This is a genomic window from Polaromonas sp. P4_F4 (genome assembly GCF_056401355.1).
Genome location: NZ_JBFUJO010000002.1, coordinates 273,969 through 290,276 on the forward strand (window position 1 = coordinate 273,969; position 16,308 = coordinate 290,276).

Annotated in this window: 10 protein-coding genes; all 10 read left to right on the forward strand. The window is 64.8% G+C overall.

The genetic code is table 11. From position 1 onward, the window contains the following. Positions 1 to 154: 154 nt before the first annotated feature. The 10 genes from AC1DUR_RS03880 to AC1DUR_RS03925 all read left to right on the forward strand — a co-directional run bounded on the left by AC1DUR_RS03880 (position 155) and on the right by AC1DUR_RS03925 (position 16,297). Positions 155 to 1,126: a transposase gene (locus AC1DUR_RS03880; protein WP_477716445.1), complete on the forward strand. Its 972-nt coding sequence runs from the start codon at positions 155 to 157 to the stop codon at positions 1,124 to 1,126. 89 nt (positions 1,127 to 1,215) lie between these two features. Continuing rightward, positions 1,216 to 2,634 (forward strand): aspartate ammonia-lyase, encoded by a 1,419-nt coding sequence (aspA, locus tag AC1DUR_RS03885; RefSeq protein ID WP_477716444.1) that lies wholly within the window; start codon positions 1,216 to 1,218, stop codon positions 2,632 to 2,634. Positions 2,635 to 3,287: 653 nt separating this feature from the next. Continuing rightward, complete coding sequence (aceE, locus tag AC1DUR_RS03890) at positions 3,288 to 5,969, forward strand: pyruvate dehydrogenase (acetyl-transferring), homodimeric type (protein ID WP_477721274.1); 2,682 nt, start codon at positions 3,288 to 3,290, stop codon at positions 5,967 to 5,969. A 15-nt stretch (positions 5,970 to 5,984) separates the two neighbouring features. Beyond that, positions 5,985 to 7,583 (forward strand): dihydrolipoyllysine-residue acetyltransferase, encoded by a 1,599-nt coding sequence (locus AC1DUR_RS03895; RefSeq protein ID WP_477716442.1) that lies wholly within the window; start codon positions 5,985 to 5,987, stop codon positions 7,581 to 7,583. A gap of 13 nt (positions 7,584 to 7,596) precedes the next feature. After that, positions 7,597 to 9,396, forward strand: a complete 1,800-nt coding sequence (gene lpdA / locus AC1DUR_RS03900) for a dihydrolipoyl dehydrogenase (RefSeq protein ID WP_477721275.1) — start codon at positions 7,597 to 7,599, stop codon at positions 9,394 to 9,396. A gap of 13 nt (positions 9,397 to 9,409) precedes the next feature. Then, the gene (locus tag AC1DUR_RS03905) at positions 9,410 to 10,231 is read left to right on the forward strand and encodes an alpha/beta fold hydrolase (RefSeq protein ID WP_477716440.1); all 822 of its coding nucleotides are present in this window, start codon (positions 9,410 to 9,412) and stop codon (positions 10,229 to 10,231) included. 32 nt (positions 10,232 to 10,263) lie between these two features. Then, a complete protein-coding gene (locus AC1DUR_RS03910) occupies positions 10,264 to 12,558 on the forward strand; it encodes an NADP-dependent malic enzyme (protein ID WP_477716439.1) in 2,295 nt (764 codons plus the stop codon). 7 nt (positions 12,559 to 12,565) lie between these two features. After that, entirely contained in the window at positions 12,566 to 13,534 is a 969-nt protein-coding gene (gene lipA, locus AC1DUR_RS03915) for a lipoyl synthase (RefSeq protein ID WP_477716438.1), read from the forward strand. An 11-nt stretch (positions 13,535 to 13,545) separates the two neighbouring features. Next, a complete protein-coding gene (locus AC1DUR_RS03920) occupies positions 13,546 to 14,943 on the forward strand; it encodes a dicarboxylate/amino acid:cation symporter (protein ID WP_477716437.1) in 1,398 nt (465 codons plus the stop codon). A 22-nt stretch (positions 14,944 to 14,965) separates the two neighbouring features. Continuing rightward, positions 14,966 to 16,297 carry an NAD(P)/FAD-dependent oxidoreductase gene (locus AC1DUR_RS03925; protein ID WP_477716436.1) on the forward strand — a complete coding sequence of 444 codons (1,332 nt, stop codon included), beginning with the start codon at positions 14,966 to 14,968 and terminating at the stop codon, positions 16,295 to 16,297. Positions 16,298 to 16,308 lie beyond the last annotated feature (11 nt).

Sequence of the window (16,308 nt, forward strand, 5' to 3'; positions counted from 1 at the left end):
GTGCCACTTGTGCTATGCAAAATTCGCCGCGCTTTATTCTGAATTCGAATTTTCATTGCCTCGCCCGCCGGGCTCCTACATAGTCGCCCCTGCAAAACCTCGGCAACCCGCACGAACACTAGAGAGTGACTTTTTTCGCAGCCGCATTGACGCCATGCTCAACCTGAGCGACCCCTTGGCGGTGCTGGCAACGCGCTTTCCGTGGGATCAGATCGAAGCGACGCTGGCGCAGAAGTTCGAGCACCAGCACGCACCGGCCAAATTCTCGAAGGCCAGGACATGTTTGGCAACGACCCTGGTGGGCGCAGGTCGCAGCAATGCCGGACACCCCAAGCTCCCCGTTCGCCTGATGGCCAGCCTGCTGTACCTCAAGCACAGCTTCAACCTCAGCGACGAAGAGCTGGTGGTGCGCTGGAGTGAGAACATCCTGTGGCGGTTCTTCAGCGGCGTGGACTACTTTGAGCACCGGTTGCCCTCAGCGCTCAGGACGCCCGCGCCAGTACGACACCAACGCCGAGGCGCGCGTGATCGCCTTGGCCTGCTCAGCCCCGCCCAAGGAACGCCAGCGCTGGACCATGGTCGAGCTCGAACGCGCCGCCTGCCAGGAGCCTGGCATGCAATCCGTGAGCCGGGAAACCGTGCGCCGCATGCTAAAAAAAACGATCTCAAGCCCTGGCGCCGGGTAATGTGGTGCATTGGGGCTCTGACCGAGGAGTACCGTGCCCGGATGTATGCCCTGCTCGAACTGTACGCGCGGCCAATATCCAAAGCCGAGCCGGTCATTTGCATCGACGAGAAAAGCCTGCAACTTATCAATCACAGCCGAGCGCCGTTGGCCATGGCAACGAATAGCCCAAGCAAGCAGGACTACGAGTATGTGCGCAATGGCACCACCAATCTGTTCGTTGCGGTCGAGCTCAAGGCGGGGCGGCGCATCGTCTCGGTCACCGAGCGTCGAGGAAAGTTCACTTCGTCGCCTTCATCAAAGAACTGCTCACTGGCGCATATGCCAAGGCACACCGAATTCACAGGCACCGCATCGTGTGGCCTATCAGGTAGGCGAGATGGTCACGGCGCGGCAGCTGGTCGCCACGACAAGGTATGCACCGGCTGTGCCGTGTCATGACAAATTCGCATCCAGTTCGTATGAAATGAAGTTGCTCTATACGCTCGCACTCCTGTCTTGTCTTAAAACTTTGTGCGAGGAATATTTCGATGACCACTGGACGCTATAGAACCGAACACGATCTTCTGGGTGATCGCGAAGTCCCCGCCGATGTCTACTACGGTGTGCATACGCTGCGCGCGTTGGAGAATTTTCCCATTACCGGTATTCCCATATCGGCTTATCCCGAGCTGATTAATGCGCTTGCCTACATCAAACAGGCGGCGGCGCTCTCCAACCATGAACTAGGCCTGCTCGACGAAGTCCGCTGCAATGCCATCGTCAAAGCGTGCGCCGAGTTGCTCGCGGGAAAGCTGCATGAGCAGTTTGTGGTGGACGTGATCCAAGGTGGCGCGGGCACCTCGACCAATATGAATGCCAACGAGGTCATTGCCAACCGTGCACTCGAATTGTTGGGCCACACAAAAGGCGAATACCAATATTTGCATCCCAATGAACAGGTCAATATCGGGCAAAGCACTAACGATGTATATCCGTCAGCACTCAAGATCGCCACGTGGTTTGGAATTTTGGGACTGGTTGATGCCATGGCCGTGTTACGGCATGCTTTCGAAGCCAAGGCGGAAGAATTCAAGGATGTCCTGAAAATGGGCCGCACCCAGATGCAGGACGCGGTTCCGATGACGCTGGGGCAGGAATTCAGCACCTACGCCGTGATGCTCGGCGAAGACGAAGCGAGGTTGCGAGAAGCTGCACTGCTGATATGCGAGATCAACATGGGGGGTACCGCCATCGGAACCGGCATCACGGCGCACCCCGACTATGCGCCACGGATCGTGAAGCATCTTATCGAGACCACCGGCATCCCCCTCATCACCGCTCCCAACTTGATCGAGGCAACACAAGACTGCGGAGCCTTCGTCCAATTGTCCGGCGTTCTCAAGCGGGTGGCTATCAAACTCTCGAAAACCTGCAACGACCTGAGATTGCTTTCCAGTGGCCCGCGTGCTGGCTTGGGCGAGATCAATCTGCCGGCCATGCAGGCCGGTTCAAGCATCATGCCCGGCAAGGTGAATCCGGTCATCCCGGAGGTGGTGAACCAGATCGCCTTCGAGGTCATCGGAAATGACATCACCGTCAGCTTCGCGGCCGAGGCTGGACAGCTGCAGCTCAATGCCTTTGAACCCATCATCGCGCACAGCATATTCAAGAGTGTGAGTCATCTGCGAAACGGTTGCCTGACCCTGGCCGAGCGTTGCGTCAAAGGCATTACGGCCAACAAAGAGCACCTGCGTTCCTTGGTGGAAAACTCGATCGGCATCGTCACGGCCTTGAACCCCTACATCGGCTACGCCAACGCCACGCAGGTGGCGCAAGAGGCGCATGCCTCGGGGGGCAGCGTCTACGAAATCGTGCTAAGCAAGGGCTTGCTCTCCAAGCAACAACTTGACGAGATCCTGAGGCCCGAGGTACTGACCCGCCCCACGGCGCTGTATCTAAATATCTAAAGTGATTTCCGGCGACATCACATCATGAAGTCAAGCAAACTCACCACGTGGATCTTTCGACGCGGCGTTTGCCAGCACGCTGGAGCGGGGTTTTCGCCGGCTGGCGGCGAGCCGCAAGATCGTCTGGATATACGAGAAATGGTTTTTCAAGCGATTGCCCTCGGGTCTGCGCAGCCGGCGAGGGAGGCGGCCGCGCGCGCCGGCTCTCGAAACTCTCTCATTGCCTCCTATCGATTTCCCTTTGCGGGTAAGTGCCGAGCTCAAGACGCGTCATTTGAAAGTTCGCCGAAAGCTTGCCCGCGCCACCGGCCAGCAAAATTCATTCGCCCCGAAATCAATTTGATGGAGACATACCGATGAAGATCCCCCATGCGCCGGCGTCGAAGATCGCTGCGGCGTTGACGCGCAGGGCAGCCGCTACCCCGTACTAACCCGCAGTCGGGCGGACGGCAAGCCGGGCGAAAGCCGCGCCGGCATTCCGGCATTCCGGCCTGCGGCGCCGGGCCAGCGCCCCGGGTTACGGAAAAACTCTTTCTAAATCAATAACTTGACGTCCATCACCGATCACTGGGCGGTTTGGCACGCCGATTGCGATACCCAGTCAAGCGCATGTCGCCCCGACCCCGCGGCATGAAGTAACAACAGGAGACAAGATGAATGTGAATGACGACCTCGATCCGATCGAAACCATTGAATGGGTCGACGCACTGCGCGCGGTGGCGCAGCATCGCGGCCCGCAACGCACCAACCACATCGTCAACCGCCTGGTGGACCTGGCGCGCAACGACGGCGTGTACGTGCCCCGCTCGCTGAACACGGCCTACAAGAACACGATTGAGCCGCAAGACCAGGCGAAGTCGCCCGGCGATCGCGAGATCGAGCACCGGCTGCGCTCCATCATCCGCTGGAACGCGATGGCGATCATCCTGCGCGCCAACAAGGAGTCGTCCGAGCTGGGCGGCCACATCGCCAGCTTCCAGTCGGCGGCGACGCTGTACGACATCGGCTTCGGCCATTTCTGGCATGCGCCCACCGAGCAGCACGGCGGCGACCTCATCTATATCCAGGGCCACTGCTCGCCCGGCATCTACGCCCGCGCCTTCGTCGAGGGGCGCCTCACTGAGCAACAGCTGCTGGGCTACCGGCAGGAGACCGAGGGCAAGGGCATTCCCTCCTATCCGCATCCCTGGCTGATGCCCGACTTCTGGCAGTTCCCCACCGTCTCCATGGGCCTGGGCCCGTTGATGGCGATCTACCAGGCGCGTTTTTTGAAGTACCTGCAGGGCCGCGGCCTGGCCGATACCGCGCCGCGCAAGGTCTGGGCCTTCATGGGCGACGGTGAAATGGACGAGCCCGAGTCGCTGGGCGCGATCTCGCTGGCCGGGCGCGAAGGCCTGGACAACCTGATCTTCGTCATCAACTGCAACCTGCAGCGCCTGGACGGCCCGGTGCGCGGCAACGGCAAGATCGTGCAGGAGCTGGAGTCGGTCTTTCGCGGTGCCGGCTGGAACGTCATCAAGGTGCTGTGGGGCACCGGCTGGGACAAGCTGCTGGCCAAGGACAAGAGCGGCCTCTTGCTCAAGCGCATGGAAGAGTGCGTGGACGGCGAATACCAGGACTTCAAGAGCAAGAGCGGCGCCTATGTGCGCGAGCACTTCTTCGGCAAGTACGAAGAGCTGAAGGCGCTGGTCGCCGACATGAGCGACGACGAGATCTGGGGCCTGACGCGCGGCGGTCACGACCCCGAGAAGGTGTTCGCGGCCTACGCGGCCGCCGTCAAGCACACCGGCCAGCCCACCTTGATCTTGCCCAAGACCGTCAAGGGCTACGGCATGGGCGAGTCGGGCGAGGGCCAGATGATCGCGCACCAGGCCAAGAAGATGACGCAGGATGCGCTGCGGGGCTTTCGCGACCGCTTCCAGATTCCGGTGTCCGACGAGGATCTGCCGAACATCCCCTTCATCAAGCTGCCCGAGGACAGCCCCGAGATGAAGTACCTGCGCGCGCGCCGCGAAGCTTTGGGCGGCTACCTGCCGCAGCGCCGGCAGAAGTCCAACGCGCTGACCATCCCGCCGCTCGATACCTTCCAGCGCCTGCTGGCCAGCTCCGGCGAGCGCGAAATCTCCACCACCATGGCCTTCGTGCAGATGCTGGGCACGCTGGTACGCGACAAGAACATCGGCAAGCACATCGTCCCCATCGTGCCCGACGAGTCGCGCACCTTCGGCATGGAGGGCATGTTCCGCCAGTTGGGCATCTACTCGTCGCTGGGCCAGCTGTACAAGCCGCAGGACGCCGACCAGCTGATGTACTACCGCGAATCGAAGGACGGGCAGGTGCTCCAGGAGGGCATCAACGAAGGCGGGGCCATGTCCAGCTGGATCGTTGCCGCCACCTCGTACAGCGTGAGCAACGTGCCGATGATCCCGTTCTACATCTATTACTCGATGTTCGGGCTGCAGCGGGTGGGCGACCTGGCCTGGCTGGCCGGCGACATCCGGGCTCGCGGCTTCCTGCTGGGCGGCACCGCCGGTCGCACCACGCTCAACGGCGAGGGGCTGCAGCATGAGGACGGCCACAGCCACCTGCTGGCCGCGACGATCCCGAACTGCGTGTCCTACGACCCGACCTTCGCCTACGAGATGGTGGTCATCGTGCGCGAGGGCATGCGCAGGATGTACGAGCAGCAGGAGGACGTCTTCTACTACCTCACGCTGATGAACGAGAACTACACGCACCCGGGCCTGGCCGATGCCGGGGCGGGCGCCGAGGCCGGGATCCTGAAAGGGCTGTACAAGCTCCAGGATGGCGGCAAGACGGCCAGGAAGGGTCTGCGTGTGCAGCTGATGGGCAGCGGCACCATCCTGCGCGAAGTGATCGCCGCGGCGGCGCTGCTCAAGGCCGACTTCAATGTCACCGCCGACATCTGGAGCGCGACCAGCTTCAACGAGCTGCGCCGCGACGGCATGGCAGCCCAGCGGTGGAACCTGCTGCACCCGACCGAGGCGCCGCGCCAGAGCTGGGTCGAGAGCTGCCTGGACGGCAGCGAGGGCCCGGTGATCGCATCCACCGACTACATGCGCAGCTACGCCGACCAGGTGCGTGAATACGTACAGGCCGCCGGCCGGCGCTTTGTGGTGCTGGGCACCGACGGCTTCGGACGCAGCGACTACCGCGTCAAGCTGCGCAAGTTCTTCGAGGTGGATCGCCACTATGTGGCCGTGGCCGCACTGAAGGCGCTGGCCGATGAAGGCGCCATCAAGCCGCAGGTGGTGGCCGATGCCATCGCCAAATACGGCCTGGACACCGAGCGCGCCGCGCCCTGGACCGTTTGATAGGAACGACACAACATGAGCCACGTAACAGACATTCCGGTGCCCGACATCGGTGACTTCAAGGACGTACCCGTGATCGAGATCTTCGTCAAGGTCGGCGACACGGTGAAGGCGGAGGATCCGCTGATCTCGCTGGAATCGGACAAGGCGACGATGGACGTGCCCGCGCCCCATGGCGGCGTGGTCAAGGCCATCAGCGTCAAGGTCGGCGACAAGGTCAGCGAAGGCAGCGTGGTGATGCAGTTCAACGGCGCGGCCGGTGCTGCTGTGGCGGCCGCCGAGCCCACCAAGCCCAGCGTCAGTGCGCCGCCCGCGGCCGTCAGCGCGCCGGCCGGGCTGGCCGAGGTGCGCGTGCCCGACATTGGCGACTTCAAGGATGTGCCGGTGATCGAGATCTTCGTCAAGGCCGGTGACACGGTGAAAGCCGAGGACCCGCTGATGTCGCTGGAATCCGACAAGGCGACCATGGATGTGCCCGCGCCTTTGGGTGGCGTAGTGCAGGAGATCCGCGTCAAGCTGGGGGACAAGGTCTCGGAAGGCAGCGTCATCATGATGCTGGCGACGGGGGCGGCTACTGCCAGCGCGCCCGTGAGCCAGGTGCAGCAGACACCCTCACCCCAACCCTCTCCCGCAGCTGCGGAAGAGGGGGCAAAGGCGGGTATCGACGAGGCGACGTTCGCCCTGGCCTACGCCGGGCCGGCGGTGCGCAAGCTGGCGCGCGAACTCTCGGTGGACCTGGGCCGCGTCAAGGGCAGTGGCGCCCACGGCCGCATCGTGCGCGACGACGTCGAAGCATTCGCCAAGGGCGGAGCTGCAGCGGCTGGCGCAGCGCCGTCGGCCGCCAAGGCTGCCGCCGCGCCGGCCGGTGGTGGCGCTGGGCTGGACCTGCTGCCCTGGCCCAAGGTCGACTTCGCCAAGTTCGGGCCGATCGAGCGCAAGGAACAGAGCCGCATCAAGAAGATCTCGGCCGCCAACCTGCATCGCAATTGGGTGGTGATTCCGCATGTCACCACGCACGATGAGGCCGACATCACCGACCTGGAGCAGTTCCGCGTCCAGATGAACAAGGAGCTGGAGAAGTCGGGTGTCAAGATCAGCATGCTGCCCTTCATGATCAAGGCGGCGGTGGCGACCCTCAAGAAGTTCCCCGAGTTCAACGCCAGCCTGGACGGCGACGCTCTCGTGCTGAAGAACTACTGGCACATCGGCTTTGCCGCCGACACGCCCAACGGGTTGATGGTTCCGGTGATCCGCGACGCCGACAAGAAGAGCGTCCCCGAGATCGCCAAGGAAATGGGCGAGCTGGCCAAGCTGGCGCGCGACGGCAAGCTCAAGCCCGACCAGATGCAGGGCGGCACCTTCACCATTTCATCGCTGGGCGGCATCGGCGGCATGTACTTCACGCCCATCATCAATGCGCCCGAGGTGGCCATCATGGGCGTGTGCAAGAGCTACTGGAAGCAGCACTCCGGCGACGGCAAGAACTGGGCCTCGCGCCTGACCTTGCCGCTCTCGCTTTCCTGGGACCACCGCGTGATCGACGGCGCCGCCGCCGCACGCTTCAACGTCCATTTCGCCAACCTGCTCGCCGACATGCGGCGCGTGATGTTCTAAGGGCACTCTCCAAATGGCACAACTCGTGGAAGTCAAAGTCCCCGACATCGGCGACTTCAAGGATGTCGCGGTGATCGAAGTGATGGTGAAGGTCGGCGAGACCATCGCCGTCGATACCGGCCTGGTCATGGTCGAGTCCGACAAGGCATCGATGGAGATTCCCTCGACCCATGCCGGGGTCGTGAAGGAGATCAAGGTCAAGGTGAATGACAAGGTCAGCGAGGGATCGGTGTTGCTGACGCTGGAGGCTGCGGGCGCGGCCAGCCCCTCACCCCAACCCWCTCCCCAAAGGGGCGAGGGAGCAATACCGGTATCGGCCCCCTCTCCCGCGCCGCGGGAGAGGGCGGGGGGTGAGGGTGCTCCGGCGCCTGCCGCCTCCAGCTATTCGGGCAAAGTGGATGTGGAGTGCGAGATGCTGGTCCTCGGCGCCGGCCCCGGCGGCTATTCGGCCGCCTTCCGCAGCGCCGACCTCGGCATGAAGACGGTGCTGGTCGAACGCTATGCCACGCTGGGCGGCGTCTGCCTGAATGTCGGCTGCATCCCGTCCAAGGCGCTGCTGCACACCGCCTCGGTGATGGACGAAGTCGCGACCCTGCCCGACCATGGCATCAAGTACGGCCCGCCCGAGATTGACATCGACAAGCTGCGTGCTTTCAAGGACGGCGTGATCAAGAAACTCACCGGCGGCCTGGCCGGCATGGCCAAGGCGCGCAAGGTGGAAGTGCTCACCGGCGTCGGCAGCTTCCTCGATCCGCACCACCTGGAAGTTTCTTGGGCCGGCGGTGACAAGAAGATGGTGGTGAAGTTCGCCAAGGCCATCATCGCGGCCGGCAGCCAGGCGGTGCAGCTGCCTTTCATGCCCAAGGACGATCGTGTCGTCGATTCGACCGGGGCCCTGCTGCTCAAGTCCATCCCCAAGCGCATGCTGGTGGTGGGCGGCGGCATCATCGGGCTGGAGATGGCCACGGTGTATTCGACGCTGGGCACGCGCATCGACGTGGTCGAAATGCTCGACGGATTGATGCCGGGCGCTGACCGCGACCTCGTCAAGGTCTGGGAGAAGATGAATGCGCCGCGCTTCGGCCACGTGATGCTCAAGACAAAAACCGTCGGGGCCAAGGCGACGAAGGCCGGCATCGAAGTGAGCTTCGAAGGCGAGAAGGCACCCAAGGAGGTGCAGCTCTATGACCTGGTGCTGGTGGCCGTGGGCCGCAGCCCCAATGGCCAGAAGATCGGCGCCGAGAAGGCCGGCGTGGTCGTGACCGACCGGGGCTTCATAAACGTCGACCGGGAGATGCGCACCAACGTGCCGCACATCTTCGCCATCGGCGACATCGTCGGGCAGCCGATGCTGGCGCACAAGGCGGTTCATGAGGCCCACGTGGCGGCCGAGGTCGCCCACGGCGAGCCGTCCTCGTTCGACGCCCGCCAGATTCCATCGGTGGCATACACCGACCCCGAGATCGCCTGGGCCGGCAAGACCGAAGAGCAGTGCAAGGCCGAGGGCATCAAGATTGGCAAGGCGGTATTCCCCTGGGCGGCGTCGGGCCGTGCCATCGCCAACGGGCGCGACGAGGGCTTCACCAAGCTGATTTTCGACGAGGCCACGCACCGCGTGATCGGCGGCGGCATCGTCGGCACCCATGCGGGTGACCTGATCAGCGAGGTCTGTCTGGCGATCGAGATGGGCTGCGAGCCGGCCGACATCGGCAAGACCATTCACCCGCACCCGACGCTGGGCGAATCGATCGGCATGGCCGCCGAACTATTCGAAGGCGTGTGCACCGACCTGCCGCCGCAGAAGAAGAAATAGGACGCACACCGCCGTGTCCATTAAATTGGCTTTCGAGGTGGTGGGCAACGGTCCGCCCGTGGTCATCCTGCACGGTTTGTTCGGGGCTGGGCGCAACTGGGCCCAGATCGCCCAGGCCCTGGGCCACTCGTACCGGTTCTACCTTCCCGACGCGCGCAACCATGGCGCATCCCCCTGGGCCGAGGCCATGTCCTACCCCGACATGGCGCTCGATGTGCTGGCTCTGATCGAGCGCGAGCAATTGCAGCAGCCGATTCTGATCGGCCACAGCATGGGCGGCAAGACCGCCATGGCCCTGGCCCTGGAACACCCGCAGGCGATCGCCGGCCTGGCCGTGATTGACATAGCACCCGAACGCTACGGCGATCAATTCTCGCTCTACATGAAGGCCATGCGTCGCCTGGACGTTGCGGTCGCAGCCGGTCGCAAGGAAGTACGGCAGGCGCTCGCGCACAGCCTGGGGGGCGGCGCCCCGGGTGACTTCCTGATGCAGAACCTCAGGCGTCATGACGAGCGCTTCGACTGGCGCATCAACCTGATGGCGACAGCCATGTGCATGCCTGACCTGTGCCGCTTTCCGCAGCCGCTGATGCGCAAGCACTACGCCGGGCCGGCCCTGTTCGTCGCCGGGGTGGACTCCGACTATGTGCGCACCGAATCGCATGCGGATATCGAGCGTCTGTTTCCCCGTGCGCGCCTGGCGCATATCGACGATGCGGCGCACTGGGTCCATGCCGACCAGCCCGAGGCGCTGGTGCACGCCTTGCACAGCTGGCTGCGCGAGCTGGTCGAACCGCGCGCAGGGCACTCCTTGCCGGCGCTGGCGACACACTGATTCGAATTCCAACCCCTACGACGGAGACCCCCATGTCAGACAATTTACGCGAAGCCGCCCTCGACTACCACCGCTATCCCACGCCGGGCAAGATCTCGGTGACCCCGACCAAGGCCATGGCAACGCAGCGCGACCTCGGGCTGGCCTACTCGCCCGGCGTGGCCGAAGCCTGCCTGGCGATTGTGGAGGACCCGCGCGAGGCCGGCAACCTGACGGCGCGCAACAACCTGGTGGCCGTGATCACCAACGGCACGGCCGTGCTGGGCCTGGGCAACATCGGCGCGCTGGCGGGCAAGCCGGTGATGGAGGGCAAGGGCTGCCTGTTCAAGAAATTCGCCGGCATCGACGTGTTTGACATCGAGCTCGATGAGCTCGACCCCGACAAGCTGATCGACACCATCGCACGCATGGAGCCCACCTTTGGCGGCATCAACCTCGAAGACATCAAGGCGCCCGAGTGTTTCTACATCGAGAAAAAGCTGCGCGAGCGCATGAAGATTCCGGTGTTCCATGACGACCAGCACGGCACCGCCATCGTCGCCGCCGCGGCCATTCTCAACGCACTCAAACACGTCGACAAGGACATCAAGGAGGTCAAGCTGGTGGCCTCGGGCGCCGGCGCCGCCGCGCTGGCCTGCCTGGACCTGATCGTCAGCCTCGGGCTGCCGATGCGCAACGTGTTCGTGTCCGACAGCGCCGGCGTGGTCTATGCGGGCCGCAAGGAGCAGATGGACCCGAACAAGGCCCGTTACGCGCAGGAGACCTCGGCTCGCAAGCTGGCCGACATCATCGGCGGGGCCGACATCTTCCTGGGCCTGTCGGCCGGCGGCGTGCTCAAGCCCGAGATGGTCAAGACGATGGCGCGCGACCCCATCATTCTGGCGATGGCGAACCCGACGCCTGAGATCGAGCCGGCAGAGGCGCTGGCGGTTCGTCCCGACACGATCATGGGGACGGGTCGTTCGGACTACCCGAACCAGGTCAACAACGTGCTGTGCTTCCCGTTCATCTTCCGCGGCGCGCTGGACGTCGGCGCCACCACGATCAACGAGGAGATGAAGCTGGCGGCGGTCAGAGCCATCGCCGAGCTCGCCCATGCCGAGATTCCCGAGGTGGTGGCCCAGGCCTACGGGACCGTGGGCCTGCGTTTCGGTGCCGAGTACCTCATTCCCAAGCCGTTCGATCCGCGCTTGATCGAGGTCGTCGCCCCGGCAGTCGCCCAGGCGGCGATGGACAGCGGCGTGGCCACGCGCCCGATCGGTGACATGGACGCCTACCGCCAGCGGCTGAGCCAGTTCGTTTATCAGTCGGGTGGCGCGATGCAGCCGGTGTTCGCGGCAGCCAAGCGCGCGCCCAAGCGCGTGGTCTATGCCGAAGGCGAAGACGAGCGCGTGCTGCGCGCCGCCCAGGTGGTGGTCGATGAAGGGCTGGCGCGTCCGCTGCTGGCGGGCCGGCCCGAGGTCATTGCCCAGCGCATCGAGCAGTTTGGCCTGCGCCTTCAGCCCGGCGTGGATTGCGAGTGCGTGAACCTGCTGGATCCGGACGTCTACGGCCCTGCGGCGGACGCCTATTACCGGCTGGCCCGCCGCCGGGGCGTGTCGCGCGCCACCGCCCGTGCCGAGATGCGCAGCCGCAGCACGCTTCTCGGCGCGATGCTGGTGCGTGAAGGTTCGGCGGACGCCATGCTGTGCGGCACCCTGGGCAGCTACGCCGATCATCTGGGCTATGTGAGCGACGTGATCGGCCTGCGCGGCGGCACCCGCACCTTCGCGGCCATGCAGATGCTGATGCTGCCCGGCCGCCAGCTCTTCATCTGCGACACCCATGTCAACAGCGACCCGACGGCCGAGCAGGTCGCCGAGATCGCGCTGCTGGCGGCCGAAGAGGTGCGCCGGTTCGGCATCGTCCCCAGCGTGGCGCTGCTGTCGCACTCCAGCTTCGGCAGTTCGAACGCGCCGGCGGCGCTGAAGATGCGCGAGGCGCTGGCACTGGTGAAGGCGCGCGACCCCAGCCTCGCGGTCGACGGCGAGATGCGCGGCGACGCGGCTTTGTCCAAGGAGATTCTCGATCGCGAGTTCCCGGATTCTGGCCTGGCGGGCGAGGCGAACGTGCTGGTCATGCCCAACGTCGATGCGGCCAACATTTCCTACAACCTGCTGCGCATCGCGGCTGGCGGCGGCATCACGGTGGGTGGCATCCTGCTGGGCGCGGCGCTTCCGGTCCATATCCTGACGCCGTCGTCGACGGTGCGCCGCATCGTCAACATGACGGCGCTCGCTACGGTCGATGCGGCCGCACAGCGAGCCCAGACATGGGTCGCCGACTGAGCACGTCATGGATGCATCTACCCTCTCTCCGGGCCAGCGCGGCGGCGCCAAGACCGCGCGCATTCCGATCAAGGTGGTGGCGGCACCCGCGCTGCCCAAGCCCGACTGGATCCGCGTGCGCCTGTCGCACAGCGAAACCTTCCGGGGCGTCAAGCAGGTGCTGCGCGAGCAGGGCCTGCACACGGTCTGCGAAGAGGCCGCGTGTCCCAACATCGGCGAGTGCTTCGGCAAAGGCACGGCCACCTTCATGGTCCTGGGCGACCTGTGCACGCGGCGCTGCCCCTTCTGCGACGTGGCGCATGGCCGGCCGCTGGCGCCGGATCCGCAGGAACCGCTGAAGCTCGCCGACACGGTGGCCCGGCTGCGCCTGAACTATGTGGTCATCACCAGCGTGGATCGCGACGATCTGCGCGATGGCGGGGCGGCGCATTTTGCGGCCTGCATCCGGGCGGTGCGCCGGCAATCGCCGCGCACGCGCATCGAGATCCTGACGCCGGATTTCCGGGGGCGGCTGGAGACAGCCCTGGACGTGCTGGCGGTGGATCCGCCGGACGTGATGAACCACAACCTGGAAACCGTGCCGCGCCTGTACCGCGAAGCCCGTCCTGGCGCCGATTACGCCCATTCCCTGGAACTGCTGCGCGCGTTCAAGCAGCATCGCCCCGAGGTGCTCACGAAGTCGGGCCTGATGCTGGGCCTGGGCGAAACCGACGACGAAGTGCTCGCCGTGATGCGCGACCTGCGCGCCCACGGCGTGGACATGCTGACGGTGGGCCAGTACCTGCAGCCGCGCCCCGGCAACCTGCCCGTGCGCCGCTACGTTGCGCCGCAAGCTTTCGAGGCCCTGGCCGGGCAGGCGCGGCAGATGGGATTCACACATGCCGCCTGCGGGCCGCTGGTGCGCTCCAGCTACCACGCAGACGTGCAGGCCGAAGCGGCGGGCGCCCAGCGCCAGCCAATGATCACCCATAACTGAAGGAGATATTCATGGACAAAGACCCGACCCCCAAGCCTCTTTACCAGTCGCTCTATTTCCAGGTCATCACGGCCATCGTGATCGGCGTGCTGCTGGGCCACTTCTATCCGGAAACGGGCGCCGCCATGAAGCCGCTGGGTGACGGCTTCATCAAGCTGATCAAGATGATCATCGCGCCCATCATCTTCTGCACCGTGGTGGTGGGCATCGCCGGCATGGAAGACATGAAGAAGGTCGGCAAGACCGGCGGGCTGGCGCTGCTGTATTTCGAGGTCGTCAGCAGCCTGGCGCTGGTGATCGGGCTGGTCATCATCAACCTGGTCGGGCCAGGCGTGGGTATGAATGTCGACCCGTCCGCGCTCGACACCAAGAGCATCGCCGCCTATACCGGCCCCGGCAAGATGCAGGGCACGGTGGACTTCCTGCTCAACGTGATCCCGAGCACCGTGGTGGACGCGTTCGCCAAGGGCGAAATCCTGCAGGTGCTGCTGTTCTCGGTGATGTTCGGCTTCGCGCTGCACAAGTTCGGCGGCCGCGGCACGCTGGTGTTCGACCTGATCGAAAAAGGTTCGCACGTGCTGTTTTCCATCGTCGGGATCATCATGAAGGTCGCCCCGATTGGTGCCTTCGGCGCCATGGCCTTCACCATCGGCAAGTACGGTGTCGGCTCGCTGCTCTCGCTGGGCAAGCTGATGGGCACGTTCTACGCGACCTGCTTCTTTTTCATCTTCGTGGTCTTGGGGCTCATCGCCAGGCTGCATGGCTTCTCCATCTGGAAGTTCATCAAGTACATCAAGGAGGAGCTGCTGATCGTGCTGGGCACCTCGTCGTCCGAGTCGGTGCTGCCGCGCATGATGGCCAAGATGGAGAACCTGGGCGCGCGCAAGTCCGTGGTCGGCCTGGTGATTCCCACCGGTTACTCCTTCAATCTCGATGGCACCTCGATCTACCTGACCATGGCCGCGGTATTCATCGCGCAGGCCACCAACACCCCGATGACGCTGACGCAGCAGCTGACGCTGCTGGGCGTGCTGCTGCTCACCTCCAAGGGTGCTGCCGGCATCACCGGCAGCGGCTTCATCGTGCTGGCCGCGACCCTGTCCGCCGTGGGCGGGGTGCCTGTGGCCGGCCTGGCACTGATCCTGGGCATCGACCGCTTCATGTCGGAAGCCCGGGCGCTCACCAACCTGATCGGCAACGGCGTCGCCACCGTGGTCGTGGCGCGCTGGACGGGTGATCTGGACATGAAACGCATGCACAACCAGCTGAACAACGAGACCGCGGCTGAAGCCGAGGAGCCGGAAGCCGTGCTGGACCAGGTCGAGCACCACATGCCGGCGCCGACGGCGGCCCAGGCCGGGCGCACCGACCAGGGCGCGCCGAACATGCCGCTGCCCGCAGCGCGCTGATGGATCTCCCGGAACTTCGATCATGAGCGCAGCCACTCTTCGCGCCGGCACGCCGCACCGCATCGTCATCGTTGGCGGCGGCGCGGGCGGGCTGGAACTCGCCACCCGGCTGGGCGATACGCTGGGCCGCCGTGGCAAGGCGGAGGTGACGCTGATCGAGAAGACGCGCACCCATGTCTGGAAGCCCAAGCTGCACGAGATCGCCTCCGGCAGCATGGACATGAGCGCGCACGAGGTCGGCTACCTGGCGCAGTCGCACTGGCATCACTTCCGCTACCGCGTCGGCGAAATGGTGGGGCTGGACCGCGAGCGGCGCGAGGTGCTGGTGGCGCCCCACGTCGACGACGAGGGCCAGCAGGTCACGCCGCGGCGCGTGTTCGGCTACGACACGCTGGTGATGGCCGTGGGCAGCCAGAGCAACGACTTCGGAACGCCCGGCGTGCGCGAGCACGCCATGCGGCTGGAGTGCGCGGCCGATGCGCTGCGCTTCCATTCCCGCATGGTCAATGCCTGCATCCGTGCCCATGCCCAGGCCACGCCGCTGCGGCCCGAGCAATTGCACGTCGCCATCATCGGAGCCGGCGCGACCGGGGTCGAACTGGCCGCCGAGTTGCACCGCACCACGCGGCAAGTCGTGGCTTTCGGCCTGGACCGCGTCGATGCCGACAAGGACATCAAGGTGACGCTCATCGAGGCAGCCCCGCGCGTGCTGCCGGCGCTGCCACCGCGCCTGTCGCAAACCACCTCAGACCTGCTGCGCAAGCTGGGCGTGGAGGTGCACACCGACGCCAAGGTCGCTGAAGTCCACGCGGGCGGTGTCCGCCTGGCCGATGGGCGCGTGCTGCCGGCCGAACTGGTGGTGTGGGCCGCCGGCGTGAAGGCGCCGGACTTTCTGAAGGACATCGCGGGCCTGGAAACCAACCGGATCAACCAGCTGGTGGTGCATTCCACTCTGCAATCCACGCGGGACGAGAACATCTTCGCCATGGGCGACTGCGCGGCGTGCGAATGGCCGCAGGCCAACCAGGGCCAGGGCGGGTTTGTTCCGCCCCGGGCCCAGGCCGCGCACCAGCAGGCCTCGCACATCGCCGGGCAGATCAGGCGCCGGCTGGCCGGCAAGCCTTTGCGTGAATACCGCTATCGCGACTTCGGCTCGCTCGTCTCGCTCGGTGAATTCAGCACCGTGGGCAACATGATGGGCGGCTTGATGGTCGAGGGCCTGTTCGCGCGGCTGATGTATGTCTCGCTTTACAAGATGCATGAATTGGCCTTGCACGGCTTCCCCAAGGTCGCGCTCGACACGCTGGCACGCCTGATTGTGCGGCGCACCGAGCCGCATGTGAAGCTGCATTGAACGTCACCTGT

Coding starts and splice junctions, on each gene's coding strand:
- AC1DUR_RS03920 (WP_477716437.1), top strand. CDS start 13,546: ATGGACAAAGACCCGACCCCCAAGCCTCTTTACCAGTCGCTCTATTTC.
- AC1DUR_RS03880 (WP_477716445.1), top strand. CDS start 155: ATGCTCAACCTGAGCGACCCCTTGGCGGTGCTGGCAACGCGCTTTCCG.
- AC1DUR_RS03895 (WP_477716442.1), top strand. CDS start 5,985: ATGAGCCACGTAACAGACATTCCGGTGCCCGACATCGGTGACTTCAAG.
- aceE (WP_477721274.1), top strand. CDS start 3,288: ATGAATGTGAATGACGACCTCGATCCGATCGAAACCATTGAATGGGTC.
- aspA (WP_477716444.1), top strand. CDS start 1,216: ATGACCACTGGACGCTATAGAACCGAACACGATCTTCTGGGTGATCGC.
- AC1DUR_RS03910 (WP_477716439.1), top strand. CDS start 10,264: ATGTCAGACAATTTACGCGAAGCCGCCCTCGACTACCACCGCTATCCC.
- AC1DUR_RS03925 (WP_477716436.1), top strand. CDS start 14,966: ATGAGCGCAGCCACTCTTCGCGCCGGCACGCCGCACCGCATCGTCATC.
- lipA (WP_477716438.1), top strand. CDS start 12,566: ATGGATGCATCTACCCTCTCTCCGGGCCAGCGCGGCGGCGCCAAGACC.